This is a genomic window from Streptomyces sp. NPDC014889, from assembly GCF_043081205.1.
Classification (GTDB): domain Bacteria; phylum Actinomycetota; class Actinomycetes; order Streptomycetales; family Streptomycetaceae; genus Streptomyces.
This window is the reverse complement of the sequence record NZ_JBIBWH010000003.1, coordinates 376922-401970: the sequence shown is the minus strand read 5'-3', so window position 1 is coordinate 401970 and position 25049 is coordinate 376922. Positions and strand designations below refer to the sequence as shown.

Below are 25049 nucleotides of genomic sequence, written 5' to 3'. Positions count from 1 at the left end.
GGCAACGGTGAGAGGGGGAGTGGCGATGCGAGCACGACGACTGCGGGCCGGCCTGAAGGGCTGGGGCGGGGTCGGCGCGATGGCGGCCGTCTGCGCCCTGGCACTGACGTTCGTCCTCCTGCTGCCCCGCACCCAGCCGCACGGCGCCGGCCCCGTCGCGGGCGGCGGGCGGGCCGCGCAGGGCACACAGTCCAAGGCGGACAACTGCCGGGACAGCCGGGCCCACAACCTGAGCCTGTCCCCGTCCGGCGCGGGCGGCCGCACGGTGAGCGCCATCCGCTCGCGCGGCTATCTGACGGTCGGCGTCGACCAGAACAGCTACCGCTGGGGCTACCGCAACCCGAACAACGGCTCCGGCGCGCTGGAGGGCTTCGACATCGACCTCGTGCACCGCATCGCCGAGGACATCCTCGGCGACCCGGACAAGGTCCAGTTCAAGGCCATCCCCACCAACGAGCGCATACCCGCGATCCGCAGCGGCCGGGTGGACATGGTGGTGCGCACCATGACCATCACCTGCGACCGGCTGAAGCAAGTGGCGTTCTCCGCCCCCTACTTCCTGACCGGCCAGCAGGTCCTGGCCCCCAAGACCTCGGACATCACCGGCTACGACGGCTCACTCGCCGGGAAGAAGGTCTGCTCGGCGACCGGCTCCACGGCCTACGACCACCTGGCCGCGGACACCAAGGACGGCACGCTCCCCGCGTCCACCGACATCGCCACCACCGTCCCCAACCAGCTCGACTGCCTGGTGCGGCTCCAGCTCGGCGAGGTGGACGCGGTGGTGACGGACGGCGCGCTCGCCGCCAGCCAGGCCGCGCAGGACCCCACCGTCGCCCTGAAGGGCGCCTCCTTCACCAAGGAGTTCTACGGTGTGGCCATGAAGCTCGGTGCCGACGACCTGGTCCGCCAGGTCAACCGGACACTGGAGAACTACCGCAAGGACGGGGGCTGGAAGACGTCGTACGGGACGTGGCTGTCCGCCACGCTGGGTAAGGACTCCCCGTCGGCCACGGCGCCGACGCCGTCCTACCGGTGACCTGTCACCGGCCGGCGCGGCACCACGGACCGGCACAACCCGACAGCACACAGGCGACACGCAGCAGCGAGAGGTGATCGATGGGCGTCACGGACCCCGCCGGGCCGGTGATGGACCGGGACGAGGTGGACCGTGCGCTGGCGCGGCTCGGCGCGGAGCACGAGGCCATCGAGACCTCGCTGCTCGCCCTGCAGGACCACGCGGGCCGCAGACTCCTGGAGGGCGCCGAGCTGACCGGCGTCACCAAGGAGCGCTGGGCGGTCACGGAGGCGTCGATCACGCTGCTGTGGGCGTACTTCGACGCCTACAGCGGCGCCCTGCGCACCGCCCGTGAGATCCGCGCCCGCCGCCGCTGGTCCAGCCGCGAGGACCTGGTGGAGCTGACCGAGCTGCTGCGCGGCGAGTCCGTCACCGTCTCCGGCGCGGCCGCCGCGGGCGCGCCCGGCCCGGGCCGGCTCAGCCAGAGCTTCTCCCTGGTCACGCTGGTCGACCGGATGAACGAGCTGTACGCGGCCGGTCTGGACATGGTCGTCGCCGCCGACGCGGTGTGGTCGGCACTGCCCGCGCGGATCGATCTGCTGGCCGCGGAGCTCCAGCGCACCCGACGGCTCGCGCACTCGGTCGGCGTCCGCCCCGGCGAGCACCCGGCGGGCGACGACCTGGAGCGCGTCACGCGCACGCTGACGGAACTGCGCGCGGAGGTGATCTCCGATCCGCTCGCCTTCTGGGTGCCCGCGCAGGGCAGTTCGGCGCCGGGCGGCGGACGGCCGGACACCACGGTGTACGACCGTCAGGCGCGGGCCCTCGACGAGGTGCGCCGGGAGATCGAGGCCGTGCTCGGGGTGCGGCAGGACGCCGAGCAGCGGCTGATCAGGCTGCGGGACGTGCTCTCGCGCGCGGACCGCACGCTCGCCGAGGCGCGCACCGCGCGCGGCGAGGTGCTGGCGAAGATCGCCGCCACGGAGGTGCCGGTGGTCAGCGGTCCGCCGACCGCGCTCCAGGAGCAGCTGGCGACGGCCGCCGAGTACCGCAGACAGGCCCGGTGGCACCGGCTGTCGCCGCTGCTGGAGTCTCTGGAGCAGAAGGCGGAGGACGAACTCCTGCGCGCCCGCGAGTCGTTGACGGCGGTCACCGCACCGCTGGCGGTCCGCGCCGAGCTGCGCGGGCGGCTGGACGCGTACAAGGCGAAGGTGGCCCGGCACGGTCTGGCGGAGGACCCGCTGCTGGTGGAGCGGTACGACGCGGCGCGCCGCATGCTGTGGAGCGCGCCCTGCGACCTGCGGGTGGCCGAACAGGCCGTGCTGCGCTACCAGCACGCGGCGGCCGAGTTGCTCGGCGGCTCCCGGGTGCCGGAGCAGGGCGGGCGCGAGGGACGGTAGGGGGAGTCATGAGTGAGGCGGGGCAGACCTGTCAGCGGCCGGACTGCGGCGGAGCGTACGAGGACGTCGGAGGCGGCGAGCTGTACTGCGACACATGCGGTCTCGCGCCCGTGGTCTCGTCGACGGGCTTGGTGGTCTCACCGCCCACCGGCGTGACCGGCGGCGGGGACTCGCGGGGTTCGGCGGGGAGCAGGGGTTCGGCGGGCAGCGCCCGAAGCTCCCGTACGTCGTCGCAGTCGACGGGTTCCTCCCGGTCCCGCCGCTCGGTGTCGGGACGGCTCTCGCGCTCGCTGTCGGGCAGGGCCACCGGCCGCTCGGTGTCGGTGCGCAGCTCCGGCTCCACGGCCGGCTCCTCCGGCCGCGGCCGGCTGGGCGCGGGCCTGGTGCAGGTGCCGCAGGTGCCGCGGCCCGACCCGCGTTCGATGGTGCTGGACAACCCCGAGGTGCCGGAGCGCAAGCGGTTCTGCTCGCGCTCGGACTGCGGGGCGCCGGTCGGCCGCGCGCGGGGGGACCGCCCGGGTCGTACGGAGGGCTTCTGCACCAAGTGCGGGCACCCGTACTCCTTCGTGCCGAAGCTGAGGGCCGGGGACGTCGTCCACGGCCAGTACGAGGTGGTGGGCTGTCTGGCGCACGGCGGCCTGGGCTGGATCTACCTCGCCGTGGACCGGGCCGTGTCCGACCGCTGGGTGGTGCTCAAGGGCCTGCTGGACACCGGCGACCAGGACGCGATGGCGGCGGCGATCTCCGAGCGGCGGTTCCTGGCGGAGATCGAGCACGCCAACATCGTGCGGATCTACAACTTCGTCGAGCACCTCGACCAGCGCACCGGCTCCCTCGACGGCTACATCGTGATGGAGTACGTCGGCGGCAAGTCGCTGAAGGAGATCGCCAACTCCCGCCGCACCCCGGAGGGCAGACGCGATCCGCTGCCGGTGGAGCAGGCCTGCGCGTACGGCATCGAGGCCCTGGAGGCGCTCGGTCATCTGCACAGCCGCAACCTGCTGTACTGCGACTTCAAGGTCGACAACGCGATCCAGACCGAGGACCAGCTCAAGCTGATCGACATGGGCGCGGTGCGCCGGATGGACGACGAGGAGTCGGCCATCTACGGCACGGTCGGCTACCAGGCGCCCGAGGTGGCCGAGGCCGGCCCGTCGGTGGCCAGCGACCTGTACACGGTGGGCCGTACGCTCGCCGTCCTCACCTTCGACTTCCAGGGCTACACGAACGTCTTCGCGGACTCCCTGCCCGACCCGGACAACATCGAGGTCTTCCGCCGGTACGAGTCCTTCTACCGTCTGCTGGTCCGCGCCACCGACCCCGACCCGGCCCGCCGGTTCGCCTCGGCGCAGGAGATGGCCGAGCAGCTCACGGGCGTGCTGCGGGAGGTCGTGTCCTTGCAGACCGGCCGGGCGCGGCCGGCTCTTTCGACGCTGTTCGGTCCGGAACTCCGGGTGACGGACACGGAGTTGTTCCCGAGGCTGGACGCGGACGTGTCCCGGCTGGGGGCACGGGTGACCCGCCCGCGCCGTTCGGCCCCGGCCCTCGCCGCCGGGACCGCCCACGGCGGCGGCGCCCCGGACACACCGAACCCGCCGGCTCCCCCGGCGCTCGTCAAGCCCGTCGACGCACCCGTCGCCGCGCTCGCCCTGCCGGTGCCCCATGTGGACCCGGGTGACCCGAACGCGGGTTTTCTGGCGGGCCTGTTGACGTCGGCGCCCGGTGAACTGGCGCACGCGCTCGCCGCGGCGCCCGTGCAGTCGGCCGAGACCCGGCTGCGCCAGGTCCGCGCCAGGTTGGAGACCGGCGAGACGGCCACCGCGCTGGAGGTCCTGCGCCAACTGGAGCAGAGTCACCCGGACGACTGGCGGGTCGTCTGGTACCGGGGCACGGCCTCCCTGGTCACCGGCGACCACGAGGAGGCGGCCCTCGCCTTCGACGCGGTCTACGACGCCTTCCCGGGCGAGGTCGCGCCGAAGCTGGCGCTCGGCCTGTGCGCCGAGGTGCTCGGCCAGCTCGACAACGCCGCCGAGTACTACCGCCTGGTCTGGTCGACCGACCCGAGCCAGGTCAGCGCCGCGTTCGGGCTCGCCCGCGTGCAGCTCGCCGGCGGCGACCGGAACGGCGCGGTGCGGACGTTGGAGTCCGTACCGGAGTCCTCCATCCACTACACGGCGGCCCGCGTGGCGGCCGTACGGGCACGGCTGCGGCACCGTACGGCGGCGGCCTCCGACACGCCGTTCCTGGACGATCTGACGGCCGCCTCCGGGCAGGTCGAGGCACTTCAGGCCTACGGTCTCGACCCGGCGCGGCGCGAGCTGTTGTCGGCGGAAGTCCTCGGCTGCGCCCTGGACTGGGTACTCTCCGGGGGCCGGGCCACCGACCCGGCCGCCCGGCGGGTGCTGCTCGGCAGCGACCTGGACGAGCGGGGACTCCGCTTCGGCCTGGAGCGTTCGTACCGCACGCTGGCCCGGCTGGCCCCCGGGGGCGAGGAGAGGATCGACCTGGTGGAACGTGCCAACCGTTACCGCCCCCGGACGTGGGTGTAGTTGATGTCGCAGATGCACCAGCAGGCCGCGCTGCCGAAGTGCCCGAGCTGTGCGGAGCCGCTCGAATCGGGTGACCGCTTCTGCGGCGCGTGCGGGTACGACCTGTCCGCGGCCGCCGCGGGACCGGGCGACACGCCGACGCTCACCATGGACCGCGGCATGGACCGCGGCGCGGTGCCGCGCCCGGCCGGCCCCGGCGAGCGCGCCGACGACGCCGTGTGGCCGCGCGCGCCGCACCCGGACGCCTCCGAGGCCCCACCGCGGCTGCATCTGCCGACGGACCTGCCGGGCACGGACTCCAGCGGCGCCCCGCTGCCGGCACCGGCACGGCAGGCGCCGCCGGCCGCGCAGCCGCGGCCGCAGGCTCCGGCACAGGCCGCGGTCGAGGGACAACCGCAGCAGCACGGGCAGGCGCAGCCGCAGGCTCCTGCCCACGTCCGGGCGACGGTTCAGCAGCAGCCGCACGCGGCGGAGGGGGCACCGCCCCGGCCCCAGGCGGCCGTTCAGCCCCAGCCGCAGGCGCATTCCCACCCGCAGTCGCAGCCGCAGCCCCCGGCCCAGGCACACGCGGCGGCCCAGCCTCCGCCACAGCCGCATGTCTCGGCGCAGGCGGCGGTTCAGGGACAGCCGCAGCCGCAGCAGCCCCAGCCGCAAGAACAGGCGCAGCCGCAGCCCGCCTCCGGTGTGCGGCTCGACCGGCCCGCGGAGCCCGAGGAGTACCCCTTGCAGGCGCCTGACCCGCGCGTGCCCGCCGACACCGACGCCGCCGCGCCGGGCGAGGGCGCCGGGGTGTGCGTCGCCTGCCGGGCCGGCCGGGTCGACAGCGACGGCTACTGCGAGAACTGCGGGCACGCCCAGCCGCGCGAACGCGACCACATGGAGGAGGAGTCGGGCCCGATCGCCGCGGTCAGCGACCGCGGTCTGCGCCACCACCGCAACGAGGACGCCTTCGCCCTCGGCCGCACCACGCTGCCCGACGGCTCGCCCGCCCTCGCCGCGGTCGTCTGCGACGGCGTGTCCTCCGCGACCCGCCCCGACGAAGCGTCCCTGGCTGCCTCACGTACGGCGAGCGAGTCGCTGCTGGCCGCGCTGCCCCGGGGCACGCACCCGCAGCAGGCCATGCACGACGCGATCGTCGCCGCCGCGCAGGCGGTCGACGCGCTCGCCGGCGAGCCGGCGCCGGAAGGCCGGCACTCCGCCCACCAGAACGCACCGGCCTGCACGTTCGTCGGCGCGGTGGTCACCCCCGGACTGCTGGTCGTGGGCTGGGTCGGCGACAGTCGCGCCTACTGGGTGCCGGCGGACCGCGGCGCGCCCCCGGCCCGGCTCACCGAGGACGACTCGTGGGCCGCGCAGATGGTCTCCGCGGGCCTGATGTCCGAGGCGGAGGCGTACGCCGACGAGCGTGCCCACGCGATCACCGGCTGGCTCGGCGCGGACGCCTACGAACTGGAGCCGCACACGGCGTCGTTCAAGCCGGACCGGCCGGGCGTGGTCGTGGTGTGCACGGACGGGCTGTGGAACTACGCCGAGACGGCTCGGGAGATGGCCGAGGCCGTCCCCCTCGACGCCGCCGTGCGCCCGCTGCACAGCGCCCGGGTGCTGGTCGGCCACGCCCTCGACGGCGGGGGCCACGACAACGTAACAGTGGCCGTCCTGCCGTTCCCGGCCGCGCCGCAGGGGGCAGGATCGGCCTGAGGGACGTACGCCGGGACGCGTGACGGAAACCCCCGGCCGAGCCCTCAGCGCGGCGAAGCTCCGAGGGCCGGCGGGGGCCGGTCCGTTCACAGTCGTCGTCCCCGTTCACGGGGTCCAGAGGGGGATCTGGGACAGCATGGCGAATTTCTCGAAGTCCAGCGTGCCGCAGTTCTCGGTGGACGTGTACCAGAACGAGTACCTGCCGGAGGGCGGCCGGGAGGTCAACGCGATCGTCACGGTCACCGCGACCGGCGGCGGCACGATCGGCGGCGCGGTCGCGGCGCCGCACCTGTACACGCCGGGGCAGGGGCCGTCCGCCGCGGTGGTGATCATGGTCGACTGCTCGGGCTCGATGGACTACCCGCCGGCCAAGATGCGTAACGCCCGCGACGCCACGGCCGCCGCGATCGACACCCTGCGCGACGGCGTGCACTTCGCGGTGATCGGCGGCACGCACGTGGCCAAGGAGGTGTATCCGGGCGGCGGCCGGCTCGCGGTCGCCGACGCGACCACCCGCGACCAGGCCAAGCAGGCGCTGCGCAGGCTCAGCGCGGGCGGCGGCACGGCCATCGGCACCTGGCTGCGGCTGGCCGACCGGCTGCTGTCCTCGGCCGACGTCGCCATCCGGCACGGCATCCTGCTCACCGACGGCCGCAACGAGCACGAGTCCCCGGAGGACCTGAAGCGGACGCTCGACGAGTGCGCGGGACACTTCACGTGCGACGCGCGGGGCGTGGGCACCGACTGGGAAGTGAAAGAAGTCACACAGATCGCCTCCGCGCTGCTCGGCACCGCCGACATCGTGGCCGACCCGGCCGGTCTGGCCGCCGACTTCACGCGGATGATGGAGACGGCGATGGGCAAGGAGGTCGCGGACGTCCGGCTGCGGGTGTGGACGCCGGTGGGCACGACCATCAAGTTCGTCAAGCAAGTCGCCCCCGGCGTGGAGGAGTTGACCGACCGCCGGACCGAGGCGGGCCCGCGCGCCGGGGACTATCCCACCGGTTCCTGGGGCGACGAGTCCCGCGACTACCACCTCTGTGTGGCGGTGCCCGCGGCCGGCGTCGGGCAGGAGATGCTCGCCGCCCGCGTCTCCCTGGTGGTGCCCGCACCGGACGGGACGGCGCAGAGCCTCGGCGCCCAGGGGCTGGTGCGGGCCGTGTGGACCGACGACATGACCGCCTCCACCTCGATCAATCCCCAGGTGGCCCACTACACCGGGCAGGCCGAACTGGCACAGGTCATCCAACAGGGCCTGGACCTTCGCAAAGCGGGTGATCTGGATGGAGCAACGGCCAAACTGGGCCGGGCCGTTCAGCTCGCCGGTGTTTCGGGGAACGCGGATACTGCGAAACTCCTTGCGAAGGTGGTGGACGTGGTCGACGCCGCGACGGGTACTGTGCGACTGAAAGCGAAGGTCGACGAGGCCGACGAGATGACACTCGAAACCCGGTCCACCAAGACCGTTCGTGTGAAGAAGTGACGCGGGAAGACCGCACAGGACAGCGAGCCCGGCCCCTCGGGGTGGGAGAAATCCGGCCGCACCGGCCGGAGAAGGAGAGGGGGAAGCGCCGACATGCCGACCTGCCCGAACGGACACCAGTCGGGTTCCGACGACTGGTGCGAGGTGTGCGGTCACCGCATGGCCGGTGCCGTGCCTCCGCCTCCCCCGCCGCCCCCGGCCGGGGGCTACGGCTTCCCGCCCGCCCCGGGGCCCGGCGTGCCCGGTGGGCACCCGCGCCCGTCCGCCGTACCCGACTCCGAGCCGCAGCTCTGCCCGCAGTGCCGTACGCCCCGCGAGGGCGGCGCGCCGTTCTGCGAGGAGTGCCGGTGGAACTTCCTGACGAACACGGCGACCTCGTACACGCCGGCCGCGCCGCCGCCCGGTGCCGGCCCTCGTTTCCCGCAGCCGCCCGGACCGGGCTTCGGCGGTGACACCTTCGAGTACCAGGGCTCCCGGCCGTCCCAGATGAACCGGCCCGCCGAGCCGATCCCGCACGCCCCGCCCTACGGCACCGAGCCGCCGGGCCGCCCCGGCCCGCCGAACTTCGGCACCGAGCCCCCCGGCCGCCCGGGCCCGCCCAACTTCGGCGCGGACCCGTCCCGGCCGGTTCCGCCGCCGCCCGGCGCACCGGGAGCGCCCGGTGGTGCCCCGCAGGCCTACCAGCAGTCCGGCCCGCCGGCTCCGCCCGTGTTCCCGCAGGAGACGGGCGGCCTGCCGCGACGCGGCGTCGACGACGACTGGGTGATCTCCCCGCCGTCGGCCGGGGGCCCGCCCGGACCGGGCGCCCCGGGCCGTCCCGGTCCCGGCCAGGGGGGCGGCTACGGCTACCCGCAGCCGGGTGCCACCCAGGCCCCGCCGGGACCGGCCTTCCCGAACCAGCCGCAGCAGCCCGCGACCTGGACGGCGACGATCGGTCCGGACCGCGAGTACTTCATGGCGATGATGCAGCGCTCGGGCCCCGAGGCCGCGGGCCTGAACCTGCCCGCGTACTCGCCCGAGCAGCAGCGCACGCTCTCCGGCAACCAGGTCACCATCGGCCGCCGCCGGCACTCCACCGGCGACACCCCCGACATCGACCTGGCGGTCCCGCCGGAGGACCCGGGCGTCTCGCACCAGCACGCGGTGCTGGTCCAGCAGCCCGACGGCAGCTGGGCGGTGGTCGACCAGAACTCGACCAACGGCACCACGGTCAACGGCTCGGAGGACCCCATCCAGCCCTTCGTGCCGGTCCCCCTCCAGGACGGCGACCGCGTGCACGTGGGCGCGTGGACGACGATCACGATCCGACGCGGCTAGCGCCGCCCGGCTCGCCCGGATCACTTCGGGGCCGGGGGTCCCTGGTACTGCCCGCTGCAAGGCAGGGGCCTGGGCCTCCGGTCCTCGTCCGGCCGTCTGAGAGCATGGACGGGTGAATGAGATCCGGCGTGGCACGCTTCAGGAGAAGACCTTCTACGAGCAGGTCGGCGGCGAGGAGACCTTCCGCCGGCTGGTCCACCGTTTCTACGAGGGGGTGGCCCAGGACCCCGAGCTTCGGGCGATGTATCCCGAGGAGGACCTGGAGCCGGCCGAGGAGCGGCTGAGGCTGTTCCTGATCCAGTACTGGGGCGGTCCGACGACGTACGGCGAGCGGCGCGGGCATCCGCGGCTGCGGATGCGGCACGCGCCCTTCCAGGTCGACCGGGCGGCGCACGACGCCTGGCTGCGGCACATGCGGGTCGCCGTCGACGAACTCGGCCTGTCTCAGGAGCACGAGCAGACACTGTGGAACTACCTCACGTACGCGGCGGCGTCGATGGTGAACACGCCCGGCTGAGCCGCCTCGCGGGAAGCTGAGTACCGGATTCCGGTCGTTCGGCGCCGGATTCCGATCACGATCCGGTCAAAGTCGGCCCACCACCGCTTACCCGCGCCGTGCTCCCTCTGACAACATCACCGAAAAGATCTGGACAACGGCAGGGGGAGCCGGGTGGCGGGGTTCACGGGATTCGTCCTGCTGCGGGCACGGGCGCACCGGCTGCCGCTGGCCGCCGCATTGCTCACCGTCCTGCTGACCACGGCGGTGCTGGCGACGCTCACCGCCTACTCGGGCGCGATCGGCGACGCGGCACTGCGCCACTCCCTGCGGGACCCGCGCAACGCCGCCGACACCACCCTGGTGGTCCGCGGCGAGACACCGTCCGGGGGGCGCGCGGCCGCCGACGCCGCCGTACGCGAGCAGGCCCGCAAGGCCTTCGACGGACTGCCGGTCACCGTGCGCACCCTGGTGCGCTCCGGCCCCTACGGTCTGCCGCTGTCCCTGCGGCCCCCGGTGAAACTCCCGCAGGCTTCCGACTCCGCCGGAGCGGGAGACGGCTCCGCCGAGGCGGGAGTCGCCTCCGCCGACGAGCCGGACCTGACGTACTTCGCGGCCCTGGACCCCACCCAGGTGCGGCTCGTCTCCGGACGCCTGCCCCGCGCGACGGCGACGGGTGACGTCGAGGTCGCGCTGCCGCAGACCGCCGCGCAGCGCCTCGGTCTGAAGGCCGGTGCCCGGTTCGCCCTCACCAACCGCCTCGGCGGCGGGACGGTCCACGCACGGATCACCGGGATCTACCGCCCCGCCCACGCCGACGCGCCGTACTGGCGGCTGGACGAGATGGACGGCCGGGGTGTCCGCAAGATCGGCTTCACGATGTACGGGCCGCTGCTGACCGATCCCGGCGTCGTCGACGGCGGCAGGGTGAGCGCGGGACAGAGCGCGTGGCAGGCGTCGGCGGACTTCTCCACGCTGACCACCGGGCGGATCGGGGCGCTGCGCGACGCGGTGCGCGAGAGCGCCGCGTCCCTGCGGAAGTCCACCGTGGTGAGCGGCACACCGGAGGTCACGAGCTCGCTGCCCGACGTCCTCGACCGGATCGACCGCTCCCTGCTCGTGGCCCGCTCGACCCTGCTGATCGCCGCGGTCCAGCTGGCGCTGCTGGCCGGCTACGCGCTGCTGCTCGTGGCCCGGCTGCTGAGCACCGAACGCGGCGCGGAGACACGCCTGCTGCGGGCCCGCGGCGCCTCCCGCGCCCGGCTCGCGGGACTCGCCGCCACGGAGGCGCTGCTGCTCGCCGTGCCCGCCGTGGCCTGCGCGCCGCTGCTGGCGGGGCCGCTGACCGGGCTGCTGGCCGGACAGGGCGCCCTGGCCCGGATCGGACTGCACCCGGACGTCATCGCGACCGGGCGTCCCGCGGTCTGGCTGGTGGCGGCGGCCGTGGCCCTCGGCTGTGCGATGGCGGTGACGCTGCCCGCGCTGACCTCGACGTTCGCGGCAGGACCGCGGTCCCGTCCGCTGCCCGCGCCGCTGCGCGCCGGCGCGGACCTGGGCCTGCTGGCGGTGGCCGGTGTGGCGTACTGGCAGCTGAGCCGGCACTCCTCCGGCGCGGTCGGCGGCGACCTCACGGGCACGCTCGGCATCGACCCGCTGCTGGTCGTCGCGCCCGCGCTGGCCCTGCTGGCCGGGACGGTGCTGACGCTGCGGCTGATGCCGCCGGTGGCCCGGCTGGCCGAGCGCCGCGCGACCGGGGGCCGCGGGCTGCCGGCCGCGCTGGCGGGCTGGCAGTTCAGCCGCCGCCCGATGCGCGGCGCCGGGCCGGTGCTGCTGCTCGTGCTCGCCGTCGCGCTGGGCATGCTGGCGATCGGTCAGGACGCCTCCTGGAACCGTTCGCAGGACGACCAGGCCGACTTCCGGGGGGGTGCGCCGGTGCGCGTGCTGGCCGCCGGCCAGGGGGAACTCGGCCGCACCGAGCAGTACGCGGCCGTCCCGCACGTACGCTCCGCCGCCCCCGCCGTCCGCGCCCCGCTGCCGCTGGCCGGCGACCGCACCGCGACCCTGATCGCGCTGGACACCGCGAACGCGGCGGACACGCTGCTGATGCGCAGCGACCTGGCGTCGCAGCCGGTGCCGTCGCTGCCGGCGGGGCTCGCGCCGAAGAACCCGACGGCGGGCCTGAAGGTGCCCGCCGGGACGGCCCGCCTGCGGCTGACGGCCGGCATGCGCGGCTCCGCCACGAGGATGCCGGTGGACCTGGCGGTCACCGTCGAGGACGACCGCGGTGCGCTGTACCACGTGCCGATGGGCACCCTGCCCGCCGACGGCCGCTCCCACCCCCTGGACCTGGACCTCCCCGCGGGCATCGGGCCCCTCACCCTCGTCGGCCTCGACCTGTCCCTGAGCCAGCCCTTCGACATCGCCGAGCGGCACCGCCTCACCGTCTCCGGGGCGACCGCCACCGGCACCGACGGGACCGTACGGCGCCTGAGCCCGCCGGCGGCCTGGAAGGCGGCCTCGGCCGTCAGCACCAACGCCTCGGCTCCCCCCGACGCCGCCCCGGCCAAGGCGGCCGTGACGTCCGCCCGCCCGCTGACCGTCACCTACGGCACCGGATACGTGCCGCACGAGCAGGTCCGGGCCTCGGGCACGGTGACGGTGCAGCTCCAGGTGGCGCAGCCCGCGCAGCCGGAGATCGCGGCCGTGGCGACCGACCGCTTCCTGGAGTCCACGAGCGCGCACGAGGGGCAGCGGGTGGACGTGACCGTCGCCGGCCAGAGCGTTCCGGTCCGGATCGTGCGTTCGGTACGGGCGCTGCCGACCACGGGCGCCGGCGAACAAGGCGGTTCCCCGGACGCCGCGCACGACGGCGGAGGTCTGCTGGTGGACCTGCGTTCGTACAACCGGCTGCTCCAGTCGGGCTCCGGCGACCGGGCCGCGCCCACCGAGTGGTGGCTGCGCACCGACGCCCACCGGTCGGCGGACGTGGCCACGGTCCTGCGGGCCCTGCCCGACGTCGACCCGGAGCAGGTGATCGTGCGGGACGAGATCGCCGACCAGTTGCGCGACGACCCGTTCGGCGCCGGGCCGGCCGCCGCCTTCACCGCGGCCGCCGTGGTCGCGGCGGCGCTGGCCGCCGTCGGCTTCGTGGTCGGCGCGGTCGGGACCCGGAGGGAGCGGGACGCCGAGTTCGCCGTCCTGCGCGCGCTCGGCACCCCGCGCCGCGAACTGGCCCGGACGCTCGCCGCCGAGCAGGGCGTGCTGGTGGCCCTTGCGGTGGCGGTCGGCGCGGCCCTGGGCGCCGTGCTGGCCCGTGCCGTGATCCCGCTGATCGTGCTGACCGGGCAGGCCACGAAACCGCTGCCGACCGTCCTGGTGGAACTGCCGGCCGCCCGGGTGGCCCTGCTGCTCGCGGCCGTCGCCGCCGCGCCGCTCGTCGTCACGGCGGTGCTGATCCTGCGCCGGCCCGACCCGGCGCTGTCCCTTCGAGACCGCGGAGGTGAGTGAGCTGAACGCCGTCACTCCCGCCTGGGTCCGGGTACGCCTGCGCACCGCGCCGGGTACCGCGGCCGCCCTCGCCCTGCTGGTCGCGCTGACCGCGTGCCTGGCGGCCGCGTTCCCCCGCGCGCTCGACCGGTACGAGAACGCCGGTCTGGTCCGGGCCATCGACCGGGCGACCCCGCCGCGCACCACCTTCACGATGTACGCCCCGTTGCCCGACTCCGGGGCCCCGGACCGGGAACGTGAGCAGGCACTGCTGCCGCCCGCCATGGGCCGGCAGCAGGCCAAGGTCCTCGACACCCTCCCGCACCCGCTGGTCGCCGACCCCGGCCAGTCGTCGTACGGGGTCATGAACACCACCAACCTCGCCGTCCCCGAGCGCTGGATCCCCTGGCCCAGCGGGCTGCCCGCGAAGATACGCCTGGTCGCGCCCAGCGGGCTGGCCGAGCACTCCTCGGTGCGCGAGGGCCGGCTGCCGCGGACGACCGGGCGGGTGACGGCCTCGACCACGCACGCGGAGGCCGCCGTGAGCGAGGAGACGGCCAAGAGCCTGCACATCAAGGTGGGTTCGGTCATCCACGTACCCGCCATGTCCGGCCCGCCGCTCGCGGTCCGCGTCACCGGCATCCTCACCCCGCGCGAGCCCGACGGACCCTACTGGGCCACCGCGCCGCTGCTGCGCACCCCGACCCTGGTGGAGGTGTTCTCGGACAGTCCCGTACCACCGAAGTACTGGCTCGGCGCCCTGCTCCTGCCGCCCGAGGCCGCCCCCGCCCTGACCGGCACCGCGGGGACCCCCTTGCGCTACTGGCAGGTGGCTCCCGACCCCCGCTCCCTGCACGCCCACGACCTGGAGAGCCTGAAGTCCGCCGTCGCGAGCCTGAAGTCCGGGCCGGGCCTGGTGCGCGTGCGTGCGGCCACCGATCCGGTCACACAGGTGGACAACGGCCTCGACGACGTCCTGCTGTCCTACAGCCGGCTGAGCTCCGGCATCACCCCGCTGGTCGCGGTCGCCGCGTTCGGCAGCGCGACGGTCGCCGCCGTGGTCCTGCTGATGGCCGGCGGCCTGGCGGCCGACCGCCGCCGCCTCGAACTCACCCTGCTGCGCGCCCGCGGCGCCTCCCTGCCCGGTCTGGCGGGCCGGCTGCTCGCCGAGACGGCGGTGGTCGCCGTGCCCGCCGGGGCGCTCGGGCTGGGTGCGGCCCTGCTCGCCGTTCCCGAGGGCCGGCCGGGTTACGCCGTGCTCGCGGCCGCCGTGGTCACCGTCGTCGCCTGTGCCGCGCTGCCGGTGCGCGCCGTGATCGCGCACCGCGCGGTCCGCGTCCACGGACCGCGCGAGGACACGGTGTCCGTACGTCCCTCCCAGCGCCGTACGGTCGCCGAGCTGACGCTGCTGGTGATCGCGGCGGCAGCGGTGGAGGCACTGCGGCGGTACGGTGTCGCGGGTTCGGCGCAGGACGCCGGCGCCTCGGACGGTTCCGGGGGCCAACTGGTGTCCCTGGCACCGGTGCTGGTGGGTGTGATCGCGGCCCTGGTGCTGGTCCGCCTGTACCCGTGGCCGCTGCGCTGGCTGACGCGTCCGGCCGGCCGGCTGCGCGGGGTGGTGGGCCATCTGTCCCTGGCCCGTGCGGGCCGTACGTCCGTCCCGGCGGTGCTGCCCCTGCTGGCACTGCTGACCGCGCTCACCACCGCCGCGTTCGGCGGCTCCGTACTGGCCGGGGTGGCCGGGGCACGCGACCACGCGGCCCTCCTCGCCGTCGGCGCCGACGCCCGCGTGGAGGGCACCGAACCGCTGCCGGACGGGCTGTCCGACCGGGTCCGCCGGACACCGGGCGTGCGGACCCTCACCGAAGTGAGCATGGACTACCAGGCCAAGACGGAGACGAACGCGCGGATATCCGTGGCGGGCGTCGACCCCGCGGCCTACGCGTCCCTGGCCGGACGGACCGGGCTCGGCGCCTTCCCCGAGGAGCAGTTGCGGCGGCAGGCCGCCGGCTCCGGGGGTGCGCTGCCGGCGCTGGCCTCCCCCTCGGTCGCCGAGAAGTACGGCACCCGCCCGATCCCGCTCGAACTCGGCGACGGGACCGAGGTGAGCATCCGGATCGCCGTCGTCCGGGACCGGACTCCGGCCGTCATCGGCACCAACTTCCTGGTCGTGGACCGGGCCGGGCTGAGCCGCGAGAAGGCCCGAACGAGCATGCTGCTGCTGACCGGCGACCACCTCGAGGCGGGCGCCCTGCGCCGGGCGGCGGGCACGGACGCGTCCGTGACGACGCGGGCCGCGGAACGCACCCAGTACGTCGACTCGCCCCTCCAGTCCGGCGCCGAACGCATCTACACGGTGGCGGTGGCCGCCGGCGCCGGCTACGCCGTACTGGCGCTGCTCCTCGCCCTGCTGCGCGCCGCGCCCGAGCGGGCCGCGCTCCTCGCCCGCCTGCGCACCATGGGCCTCACCCGCGCGCAGGGCCGCCGTCTGCTCGTCCTGGAGTCCCTGCCCCAGGCGCTGCTCGCCGCGGCGGGCGGGGCGCTGACGGGCTGGGCGACCGTCCTGCTGCTCTCCCCCGGCATCGACCTGACGGCCGTCGCGCTGCCGCCGTCGGCGATGTCCGACGGCGCCAACGAGTTGCGGACCGACCCGCTCTCACTGGCCCTGCCGGCCGTGGCCGTGCTGTTGCTGACGATCGGGATCGCCCTGGGCCAGGCGTGGTGGACGGGACGCAGGGGGTCGGTGCGGGAACTGAGAGCGGGGGACGCGAGATGAATCCACCGGACGACCGCCACAGCCGCAGTAGCCGCCGTAGCCGCCGCGCAGGAGAGCCCCGATGACGACGAACCCCACCCTGGCCGACCTGGCCGAGCGCGCCACCGCGAGCCGCACCCGCCCGGCCTACGGCCACGACGCGGTGATCAGCTGCGACCGCCTGGTCCGCATCTTCACCGCCGACGGCGTGGAGGTCCAGGCCCTCCAGGGCCTGGACCTGCTGGTCCGCGAGGGCGAGCTGATGGCCCTCGTCGGCGCCTCCGGCAGCGGCAAGTCCACCCTGATGAACATCCTCGCCGGGCTGGACACCCCCACGGCGGGCGCAGCCCGGGTCGGGGACCACGACCTGCTCGCCATGACCGCGAAGGACCGTCTCCGCTACCGCCGCGAGGTCGTCGGCTTCGTCTGGCAGCAGACCTCCCGCAACCTGTTGCCGTACCTGACGGCGGCGCAGAACGTGGCGCTGCCCATGCAGTTGTCCGGCGACCGCGGGCGGAGCCGCCGCGCGAAGGCCGAACGCGCCGTGGAGCTACTGGAGTTGCTGGGGGTGGGTGACTGCCGGGACCGCCGCTCGCACCAGATGTCGGGCGGCCAGCAGCAGCGTGTGGCGATCGCGGTGGCCCTGGCCAACAACCCCGCGGTGCTGCTCGCCGACGAGCCCACCGGCGAACTGGACTCCCACACCGGTGAGCAGATCTTCGCCGCCTTCCGCACCGCCAACGAGCGTCTGGGCACGACCATCGTCATCGTCACCCACGACCAGACGGTCGCCGGCGAGGTCCGCCGCACGGTCGCCATCCGCGACGGCCGCACCTCCACCGAGGTGCTGCGCCGCAGCGAGGTGGACGCGGCGACCGGCGACGAGACGCTGGTGAGCCGCGAGTACGCCATGCTCGACCGGGCCGGCCGTCTGCAACTGCCCGCCGAGTACACGCAGGCCCTGGGGATGCGCGACCGGGTGGCGCTGGAGCTGGAACCCGACCACATCGCGGTGCGGCCGGACGACAGCGAGGGGAGCTGAGCGCCGCTCGCGTTCAGCGGACGCTGACGTCCAGGGCGCCGAGTCCGGCCTCCGCCCGCCGTACCGCGATGGATCCGTACGGGGTCCGCAGCCGCAGCCACGTCCCCGACGACAGCAGCGCGAGGTCCTCCTCGCCGGAGGCCGCCGGGGGCCGTGCGGGGTCTCCCTCGGCGGCGGGGGGCCTGAGGAACCGCAGCGACTGCGCCGCGTGCACGGCCCGCACGGGCAGCTGGGTCTCGCCGACCAGCCGGGACCAGATCTCCCGCCCGATCCGGTCGAGTTCGGCGCGCGTGCGGTGCTCCTGTGCCAACTCCTGCGTACGGGCGCGGAATTCGGCGACCGCGGCGGCCACCGTCGCGCCCAGCGCGCCGGCCGGGGGCAGCCCGGGCTCCGTCCGCCAGCCGCCGCGCGGCGGCAGGACACCCGCCCACGGCGGCCCGGTCACCGCCGCGGGGACGGCGGCCGTGGCCGCCGACTCGTCGACGGACTCCAGCAGTTCACCGGCGGAGACGGTCACGTCGAGGGTGGCGTCGGGATCGTTCCGGTACGGCTCGGCGAGCCGCACCGCGCGCACCGCGAGCACCTCGAAGGACGCCGGCCGTCCGAAGACGGCGAGCGCGGTGCCCGCCCCCTGGAGCCGCACCGCGGCGGAACGGTCGTAGTGCAGCAGCCGGGAGAGGAAGGCGGCGAGGTCCGCCGCCTCCGTCCCGTCGGCGAGGTGGAGGACCGTCATGCGGCGACGGCCTCCTCCTTGTCGCCCGCGTCCGCGGCGTCGTCACCGGTACCGGCGTCGTCGGTGTACTCCTGGAGGAAGTCGCGCTCCTCCGCGGTGATCCGGCGCGGACGCTGCGCCTCGAAGTCGAACGGCACGATCACCGTCGAGGCGCGGACGTAGATCTGGTCGCCGTCCTTGACCTCGTAGCCGAGGGTGAAGGACGCCGCCCTGATCTCGGTGACCCACAGCTCGATGTCCACCGGCGCGTGCCGGTGGACGAGCTGGCGCTTGTAGTCGATCTCGTGACGCGCCACCACGGACCCCTGCTTGAACTCCTTGTCCGGGCGGAACAGGAAATCGATGCGCGCCTCCTCCAGGTAGCGGAGGAACACCACGTTGTTGACGTGGCCGTACGCGTCCATGTCCGCCCAGCGCAGCGGGCAGCGGTAGATGTGGCGCATCTGCTTCGATCAGCCCCGGGTCAGCTTCTTGTAGGTGGCGCGGTGCGGCCGGGCGGCGTCCGGGCCGAGCCGCTCGATCTTGTTCTTCTCGTACGACTCGAAGTTGCCCTCGAACCAGAACCACTTGGAGTCGCCCTCGTAGGCGAGGATGTGCGTCGCCACGCGGTCCAGGAACCACCGGTCGTGGGAGACGACGACGGCGCAGCCGGGGAACTCGAGCAGCGCGTTCTCCAGGCTGGACAGGGTCTCGACGTCGAGGTCGTTGGTCGGCTCGTCGAGGAGCAGCAGGTTGCCGCCCTGCTTCAGGGTGAGCGCCAGGTTGAGGCGGTTGCGCTCACCGCCGGAGAGCACGCCGGCGGGCTTCTGCTGGTCCGGGCCCTTGAAACCGAACGCGGACACGTACGCCCGGGACGGCATCTCGACCTGGCCGACGTTGATGTAGTCCAGCTCGTCGGAGACGACGGCCCACAGCGTCCTCTTCGGGTCGATGTTCTCGCGGCTCTGGTCGACGTAGGAGATCTTGACCGTCTCGCCGACCTTGATGCTGCCGGAGTCCGGCTGCTCGAAGCCCTGGATCATCTTGAACAGCGTGGTCTTGCCCGCGCCGTTCGGACCGATGACGCCGACGATGCCGTTGCGCGGCAGCGTGAAGGAGAGGTCGTCGATGAGGACCTTCTCGCCGAAGGCCTTGCTGAGGTTGTTGACCTCGACGACGATGCTGCCCAGGCGCGGGCCCGGCGGGATCTGGATCTCCTCGAAGTCCAGCTTCCGCATCTTCTCGGCCTCGGCGGCCATCTCCTCGTAGCGGGCCAGACGCGCCTTGGACTTGGCCTGCCGCCCCTTGGCGTTGGACCGCACCCACTCCAGCTCGTCCTTGAGCCGCTTCTGCCGCTTGGCGTCCTTCTGGCCCTCGACCTTGAGGCGGGTGGCCTTGGTCTCCAGGTACTTGGAGTAGTTGCCCTCGTAGCCGTGGAGGCGACCGCGGTCCACCTCGCAGATCCAGCCGGCGACGTTGTCCAGGAAGTACCGGTCGTGGGTGACGGCCACGACGGTGCCCTCGTACTTGGCGAGGTGCTGCTCCAGCCAGTTCACCGACTCGGCGTCGAGGTGGTTGGTGGGCTCGTCGAGCAGCAGCAGGTCGGGCTGCTCGAGCAGCAGCTTGCACAGCGCGACACGGCGGCGCTCACCACCGGAGAGGGTGGTGACGGGCCAGTCGCCGGGCGGGCAGCCCAGGGCGTCCATGGCCTGCTCGAGCTGGGCGTCGAGGTCCCACGCGTTGGCGTGGTCGAGCTCCTCCTGGAGCTTGCCCATCTCGTCCAGCAGCGCGTCCGAGTAGTCGGTGGCCATCAGCTCGGCGATCTCGTTGAACCGGTCGAGCTTGCCCTTGATCTCGGCGACGCCCTCCTGGACGTTCTCCAGGACCGTCTTCTCGTCGTTCAGCGGCGGCTCCTGCAGCAGGATGCCGACGGTGTAGCCGGGCGACAGGAACGCGTCACCGTTGGACGGCTGCTCCAGCCCCGCCATGATCTTCAGCACGGTCGACTTGCCGGCGCCGTTCGGACCCACGACGCCGATCTTCGCCCCCGGATAGAAGCTCAGGGTGACGTCGTCGAGAATCACCTTGTCGCCGTGCGCTTTGCGCGCCTTGCGCATGGTGTAAATGAACTCAGCCAAGAGAAACCGTCCGGCAGCTTGAAATCAGGCAGTGGGCAGATACACCCCATCTTGCCGTACCGCCACCCCTGGGAGGAAACGCGTACGGCCAGGGGGCTGTGACCTGGGGTTTCGCCTGCCGCTCGGTGGAGCGGCTCCGGGCGGGTACTGCTGTCCACGGTGCGAGGTGTGCTTACGCCTGTTCCAGGGCGTCGCCGAACTCGCGGAGGGTTTTGCCGCGGTGGGTGCGGGCCAGTTCGTGTCCGACGGCGATGGCGAGCGCGACCGGCCATTCGACGAGGTCGAACGCCGTGAGGAGGCCGAGGCCCGCCAGGTAGGCGAGCTGGTCCCGCGGTGGCAGTTCGAAGCGGAGACCGCCCAGGGAGACGGTCACCGAATCACCCGAGACGACCCGCTCGGCCGCGGCGCGGGCGCCGTGGGGCTTCGTGATCGGAACCGGCGCGCCGGCAGGCGCTGTGTCGGAGTCTGTCCTGCTCGCGCGCACGGTCATGTCACATCCCGTTCAACCGCCGGTGCCGGGCATCCGCTCGATGCCCCCCTCCACGCTAGGTCAGTTCCCGGCGCTCTTCCTCTTGTGGACGATGCTCAGTGCCGTGGCCCCCAGAACCAGCAGGCTGAGACCGATGGCGGCGATCAGCGGGGTGGTGCCGGCGCCACCGGTCTCGGCGAGGTTGGGATTGGCCGAGGTGTCGCCGCCCGCCATGACGGGGGTGGGTTCGCCCACGGTCTGGGTCACGGTGCCGCTCGGGCTGCCCTGGGTGCGGCAGTCGAGGACGCCCGCGAAGCGCTCCGCGTGGCCGCCGGGGCCCGTGATCGCGAAGTCGTACGCCTGGTCCTCCTGGAGCGGGATCGTGATCGTCTCGGAGGCGCCCGCGGCGATGCTGTACCGGGTGTCCATGAGCTCGAAGTCGAACGGCTCGTCGCCCTTGTTGGCCACGGTGATGTCCAGGGCGCCCTTGGCGCAGTTCTTCACCGCGGACAGGGCGGGTATCGCGCCCGTGGAGGCCCAGGTCGCGCCGCTGGTGGCGGCGACCGTGGACTCGCTGGAGCCGGCCAGGATCTGGGTCTGGCTGCGGCTGTCGGAGGCGAAGGCGCGGCCGACCGGCACCGTGGTGGAGGCCTGCGCGGTCAGCGTCGCAGAGCCGTCCCCGGCGTCCTCGGGCACGTCGAAGAACACCCGGCTGCCGTCCCGGGCGGACGTGATCTCCTCGCCGTCCTTGCCGACGATCCGCACGCCGCTGGTGGCGGCGCCGACCGGAGGCGTCAGGGTCACGATGTCCGCGTTGGTGTGCACCGTCACCGGGCCGAGCCGCTCGCCCGGGTGGCCGGAGACGGCGGGCGGGTCGAGGGTGAGCGAGGCCCGCGGCTCGGGCAGGTCGCCCGCGCTCTTCTCCAGGTAGTCCGCGAGCTTCTCGGCCCGCGGGTCGACCGCGTCGACGTCCGCGCCGTCGGAGTAGCGCCAGATGGCCACCTGGGTGCCGGCCGCCGCGTCCTGCTCGGTGAGGTTCCCGACGCCGGCCTTTTCGGCGAGCGCCGCGAGATCGTTGACCTGCGGGTAGGAGTTCTGCAGGATCCAGCGGATCTTCCCGGCGTTCTTGTTGCCGGCCAGGGAGGTGCCGCTCCAGGGCGTCTCGTGGTACTTGGCGTCCCGCTGCGTGGGGTTGTGCACGTCGATGCAGTACGTCTGCAGGGTCCCGCCGCCGTCGACGGACATCTCGAACAGGCCCGCGGAGACCTGGTGGTCGCCGCCGTCGTCATGGATGACGGCGGCGCCGTAGGTCTTCAGACTGCCGATGGTGGCGGTCGCGCCGCCCGGACTCTGCGGCATGCCGTCGGCGGCGGCCGGGCCGGCGGCGGTCATCAGACCGGCGGCGACGAATCCGGAGACCAGGGTGGCGGCGGCGAGCCGAGCCGCGCCCCGCCTGCGCGCGGACGGCGCAGAGTAAGCACACACAGAAATCCCCTTCGAGCAGGACCCTTTGACGTGGGGGTGCGGTCCCACCAGCAGAATCTTCAAGCCCAGTGACAAGCCCAGAGAGCTGTGTCCGGCATCCTATGGAGCCCGCGCACCCGGACTTCGCTGTCGTATCGTCAGATCGCTGATCCGAATCGCAATCGTTATCACCAAGATCACCTCAGCGCGCCGCCGCGGCCGGTTCCGGCTCCTGCGGGGACCCGGTGTCCGAGGGAGCCGTCTCCCACGCGGGCTCCGGTTGCGGAGGCGGACTCGCCGCCTGCGGCTCCGCCCTGACGGTGCGCCGGAAGGCCGACGTGCCCCGCGCCAGGTCGTGGCCGATCGCCAGGGCGTCGATGTCCGCCGAGGTCCGGCTGGTGCCGTCGCGGGTCTCCGAGCGCACCTTCAGCCGGCCCTGCACGATGACGGGGTCGCCCACGGTCAGCGAGGCCGCCGCGTTGGCGGCGAGCTGGCGGTTGGCCCACACCGTGAAGAAGTTGGTGTGGCCGTCCGTCCAGACACCCTTCTCCCGGTCCCAGTAGCGCGAGGTCACCGCCAGCCGGAACCGCGCCGAGGCGCCCGAGGGCAGCTCCCGGTGCACCGGCTGCGTCGCCACGTTGCCCACGGTGCAGACGATCGTCTCGTTCATCGTCGAAACCCCTCCCTCGCCCGGCCGCTCGGCGCGGGCGGACACGCGTACGGGCCCGTCCCGTACGGCTGCGTCTGTCGTGACGACCGCGTTCGTCGCGATCGCCGCGGAACCAGACTGCCTGCGTCCGGGCCGAGCCCGCCGAGCGCTGTGGACCACCGCCTGCCTGTGGAGAACTCCCTCACCCTTGCGGGTGAAGACCGCCCCTCGTCCGACTCACGGCTGAAGAGCGGCCTTCGTCCGGCTCACGGGCGAGGACCGCCCCTCATCCGGCCCCCGCTCCCTTCACCAGCGCGTATTGCTCCCGCACCTCGCGATATCGCAGGAGTTCCGCCGCCACCGGATCCAGCACCCGGGCCCGGCCGCACCCCGAGGCCGCCTCCCGTAGTCGGCGCTCGGCCTCCTGGCCGTACCGCCGTGCGGGTCCGCGCGCAGCGATCCGGCAGCTCCACTCCACGAGCGGCCCGCCCACGATGCCGGCCAGCATGAGCAGGACCGGAACCCCCAGGTTCGGCGCCATCACCCCGGCGATCTGGCCGACCAGCCACAGACCGCCGGCCACCTGAAGGATCGTCATCGCCGCCTGGGCGAGGACCGCGACGGGCCACCAGCCCGGGCGCGGGGGCCGGCCCGGGGGCAGCCCGGCCCGCGCCGCCAGCTGGTCCAGCGCCTCGGGCAGCCCCTGCGCGCCGCGTACGGCGGCCTCGCGCACGGCCTGCGCCCACGGCCCCGGCATGCCGGCCGAGGCCTGGTCGGCCACCGTGCGCACCGCGTGTTCGACACGCTGACGCGCGGTGGCCTCCTCGTCCTGCTGGGTACGCAGCATCAGGCGCCCGGTGGGCGCCTCGTGCCGGCTCCGGCACCACCGCCACAGCCGCAGCCAGGGCGTCCCGCACGCCTTGTTGGCGTTGCGCAGCCAGGCACGCTCGGCCGCGTCGCCCGCGGCGGTGGCGCCCACCGCGTCCGCGAGCCGGGCCGCGAACTCCTCGCGCGCCTCCTCGCTGAGCCCGGTGTTCGACCGGGTGGCGTAGACGGGCCGCAGGCGCTGGGCCGCGGCGTCCACGTCGGCCGAGATCCGCCGCACCGCGGCTCCGCGCTCGGCCACGAACTGACCGAGCGCCTCGCGCAGCTCACCGACGCCCTGCCCGGTGAGCGCGGACAGCGCGAGCACGGTCGCGCCCGGATCGCCGTATTCGCCGAGGGCGATCCCGTCCTCGTCGAGCAGCCGTCGCAGATCGTCGAGGACCTGGTCGGCGGCCTCGCCGGGCAGCCGGTCGACCTGGTTGAGGACGACGAACATGACCTCCGCGTGGCCGGCCATGGGCCGCAGGTAGCGCTCGTGGAGGACGGCGTCCGCGTACTTCTCCGGGTCGACGACCCAGATGACGGCGTCGACGAGCCGCAGGATGCGGTCCACGTGCTCGCGGTGCTGCACCGCCGCCGAGTCGTGGTCGGGCAGGTCCACCAGGACCAGGCCGCGCAGTTGCGGGTCGCCGTCCTGCGCCTGCACCGGGCGCCTGCGCAGCCGTCCCGGGATGCCGAGCCGGTCGATGAGACTGGCCGCGCCGTCGCTCCAGCTGCACGCGATGGGCGCCGCGGTGGTCGGCCGCCGTACGCCGGTCTCCGAGATGGCGACGCCGGCGAGGGCGTTGAAGAGCTGGGACTTGCCGCTGCCGGTGGCGCCCGCGATGGCGACGACGGTGTGCTGCCCGGAGAGCCGGCGCCGCGCCGCCGCCTCGTCGAGGACGCGGCCCGCCTCCGCGAGCGTGGCGCTGTCCAGCCGGGTGCGGGACAGGCCCACCAGTTCGCGCAGCGCGTCGAGCCTGGACCGCAGCGGTCCGTCGTACGCCAGCGGGGGCACGGCCGACTGCCGGGAGGGCCGGGGCTCCACGGGTACGAGTTCGGCGGCGGCCGTCTCGCTGACGCGGCGCGCGATCAGCCCGTCGTCCCAGGCGCCCTCGGCGTCCGTACCGCTCGCTGCGTCGTCGTCCGTCGCGCGCGCGTCGTTGTCGTCGTGCTCCACGCGCGCGTGGGCGACGGCGGCCTCCTTCGCCATGCTGACCTGCCCGGTGACCGGCTGGTCGGAGGCCGCCGTCCCGGGGAGCCGGTGGTTCTCGGCGCCCCCGGGCGGCTCGGCGTCCCCGGCCTCAGGGACGCCCTCGGCGCCATGGCCGGCCTCGGTGCCGTGGCCGTCCTCGGACCTGGCGTCCGGCGCCCGGTCCCGGATCCAGGTCTCTCCGCGCGTCTGCTGCCCGCCGGCCCTTCCGTCCGCCCTTCCGTCCGTCTCCTGGTCCGTCAGGACGGTGCCCTGCGTCTGATCGGTGTGTTCCGTTCGGTCCTGGTCAGTGACGG

17 protein-coding genes are annotated in these 25049 nt (G+C 74.1%); 10 read left to right on the top strand and 7 right to left on the bottom strand.

Annotated features, from left to right (window positions below; translation table 11 throughout):
- Window positions 1–25 precede the first annotated feature (25 nt).
- The 10 genes from ACF09J_RS08060 to ACF09J_RS08015 all read left to right on the top strand — a co-directional run bounded on the left by ACF09J_RS08060 (window position 26) and on the right by ACF09J_RS08015 (window position 17244).
- Window positions 26–1039: a glutamate ABC transporter substrate-binding protein gene (locus ACF09J_RS08060; RefSeq protein WP_392304534.1), complete on the top strand. Its 1014-nt coding sequence runs from the start codon at window positions 26–28 to the stop codon at window positions 1037–1039.
- Window positions 1040–1119: 80 nt separating this feature from the next.
- On the top strand, window positions 1120–2418 hold the full coding sequence (locus tag ACF09J_RS08055) for a hypothetical protein (protein WP_392304533.1): 1299 nt from the start codon (window positions 1120–1122) through the stop codon (window positions 2416–2418).
- A gap of 8 nt (window positions 2419–2426) precedes the next feature.
- Window positions 2427–4967: a tetratricopeptide repeat protein gene (locus tag ACF09J_RS08050; protein WP_392304532.1), complete on the top strand. Its 2541-nt coding sequence runs from the start codon at window positions 2427–2429 to the stop codon at window positions 4965–4967.
- A 3-nt stretch (window positions 4968–4970) separates the two neighbouring features.
- Entirely contained in the window at window positions 4971–6665 is a 1695-nt protein-coding gene (locus ACF09J_RS08045; RefSeq protein WP_392304531.1) for a protein phosphatase 2C domain-containing protein, read from the top strand.
- Between the two features lie 136 nt (window positions 6666–6801).
- A complete protein-coding gene (locus ACF09J_RS08040) occupies window positions 6802–8148 on the top strand; it encodes a VWA domain-containing protein (protein ID WP_392304530.1) in 1347 nt (448 codons plus the stop codon).
- A 93-nt stretch (window positions 8149–8241) separates the two neighbouring features.
- Window positions 8242–9465 (top strand): FHA domain-containing protein, encoded by a 1224-nt coding sequence (locus ACF09J_RS08035; RefSeq protein WP_392304529.1) that lies wholly within the window; start codon window positions 8242–8244, stop codon window positions 9463–9465.
- Window positions 9466–9577: 112 nt separating this feature from the next.
- Window positions 9578–9982 (top strand): globin, encoded by a 405-nt coding sequence (locus ACF09J_RS08030; protein WP_392304528.1) that lies wholly within the window; start codon window positions 9578–9580, stop codon window positions 9980–9982.
- A gap of 153 nt (window positions 9983–10135) precedes the next feature.
- Window positions 10136–13468 carry an FtsX-like permease family protein gene (locus ACF09J_RS08025; protein ID WP_392304527.1) on the top strand — a complete coding sequence of 1111 codons (3333 nt, stop codon included), beginning with the start codon at window positions 10136–10138 and terminating at the stop codon, window positions 13466–13468.
- A 1-nt stretch (window position 13469) separates the two neighbouring features.
- Window positions 13470–16223, top strand: coding sequence for an ABC transporter permease (locus tag ACF09J_RS08020; protein WP_392304677.1), 2754 nt, complete (start codon window positions 13470–13472; stop codon window positions 16221–16223).
- Window positions 16224–16284: 61 nt separating this feature from the next.
- On the top strand, window positions 16285–17244 hold the full coding sequence (locus ACF09J_RS08015; RefSeq protein WP_392304526.1) for an ABC transporter ATP-binding protein: 960 nt from the start codon (window positions 16285–16287) through the stop codon (window positions 17242–17244).
- A 13-nt stretch (window positions 17245–17257) separates the two neighbouring features.
- On the opposite strand, the gene ACF09J_RS08010 is transcribed toward ACF09J_RS08015, so the two are convergent.
- The 7 genes from ACF09J_RS08010 to ACF09J_RS07980 form a co-directional block, all read right to left on the bottom strand.
- On the bottom strand, window positions 17258–17977 hold the full coding sequence (locus tag ACF09J_RS08010; RefSeq protein ID WP_392304525.1) for a hypothetical protein: 720 nt from the start codon (window positions 17975–17977) through the stop codon (window positions 17258–17260).
- Window positions 17974–18420, bottom strand: coding sequence for an acyl-CoA thioesterase (locus ACF09J_RS08005; RefSeq protein ID WP_392304524.1), 447 nt, complete (start codon window positions 18418–18420; stop codon window positions 17974–17976). The genes ACF09J_RS08010 and ACF09J_RS08005 overlap by 4 nt, the downstream gene beginning before the upstream one ends.
- 9 nt (window positions 18421–18429) lie before the next feature.
- A complete protein-coding gene (gene ettA, locus ACF09J_RS08000) occupies window positions 18430–20094 on the bottom strand; it encodes an energy-dependent translational throttle protein EttA (protein WP_392304523.1) in 1665 nt (554 codons plus the stop codon).
- A gap of 172 nt (window positions 20095–20266) precedes the next feature.
- Window positions 20267–20584 carry a hypothetical protein gene (locus ACF09J_RS07995; RefSeq protein WP_392304522.1) on the bottom strand — a complete coding sequence of 106 codons (318 nt, stop codon included), beginning with the start codon at window positions 20582–20584 and terminating at the stop codon, window positions 20267–20269.
- A 60-nt stretch (window positions 20585–20644) separates the two neighbouring features.
- On the bottom strand, window positions 20645–22048 hold the full coding sequence (locus tag ACF09J_RS07990; protein WP_392304521.1) for a Cys-Gln thioester bond-forming surface protein: 1404 nt from the start codon (window positions 22046–22048) through the stop codon (window positions 20645–20647).
- Between the two features lie 181 nt (window positions 22049–22229).
- Window positions 22230–22697, bottom strand: coding sequence for a single-stranded DNA-binding protein (locus ACF09J_RS07985; protein ID WP_392304520.1), 468 nt, complete (start codon window positions 22695–22697; stop codon window positions 22230–22232).
- A 265-nt stretch (window positions 22698–22962) separates the two neighbouring features.
- On the bottom strand, window positions 22963–24753 hold the full coding sequence (locus ACF09J_RS07980) for a GTPase (RefSeq protein WP_392304676.1): 1791 nt from the start codon (window positions 24751–24753) through the stop codon (window positions 22963–22965).
- Window positions 24754–25049 lie beyond the last annotated feature (296 nt).

Bases quoted from the DNA above. Each gene is read 5' to 3' on its own strand.
- ACF09J_RS08050 (WP_392304532.1), top strand. From the start codon at position 2,427: ATGAGTGAGGCGGGGCAGACCTGTCAGCGGCCGGACTGCGGCGGAGCG.
- ACF09J_RS07980 (WP_392304676.1), bottom strand. From the start codon at position 24,753: ATGGCGAAGGAGGCCGCCGTCGCCCACGCGCGCGTGGAGCACGACGAC.
- ACF09J_RS07985 (WP_392304520.1), bottom strand. From the start codon at position 22,697: ATGAACGAGACGATCGTCTGCACCGTGGGCAACGTGGCGACGCAGCCG.
- ACF09J_RS08055 (WP_392304533.1), top strand. From the start codon at position 1,120: ATGGGCGTCACGGACCCCGCCGGGCCGGTGATGGACCGGGACGAGGTG.
- ACF09J_RS08005 (WP_392304524.1), bottom strand. From the start codon at position 18,420: ATGCGCCACATCTACCGCTGCCCGCTGCGCTGGGCGGACATGGACGCG.
- ACF09J_RS08060 (WP_392304534.1), top strand. From the start codon at position 26: ATGCGAGCACGACGACTGCGGGCCGGCCTGAAGGGCTGGGGCGGGGTC.
- ACF09J_RS08010 (WP_392304525.1), bottom strand. From the start codon at position 17,977: ATGACGGTCCTCCACCTCGCCGACGGGACGGAGGCGGCGGACCTCGCC.
- ACF09J_RS08035 (WP_392304529.1), top strand. From the start codon at position 8,242: ATGCCGACCTGCCCGAACGGACACCAGTCGGGTTCCGACGACTGGTGC.
- ACF09J_RS08045 (WP_392304531.1), top strand. From the start codon at position 4,971: ATGTCGCAGATGCACCAGCAGGCCGCGCTGCCGAAGTGCCCGAGCTGT.
- ACF09J_RS08015 (WP_392304526.1), top strand. From the start codon at position 16,285: ATGACGACGAACCCCACCCTGGCCGACCTGGCCGAGCGCGCCACCGCG.
- ACF09J_RS08040 (WP_392304530.1), top strand. From the start codon at position 6,802: ATGGCGAATTTCTCGAAGTCCAGCGTGCCGCAGTTCTCGGTGGACGTG.
- ACF09J_RS07995 (WP_392304522.1), bottom strand. From the start codon at position 20,584: ATGACCGTGCGCGCGAGCAGGACAGACTCCGACACAGCGCCTGCCGGC.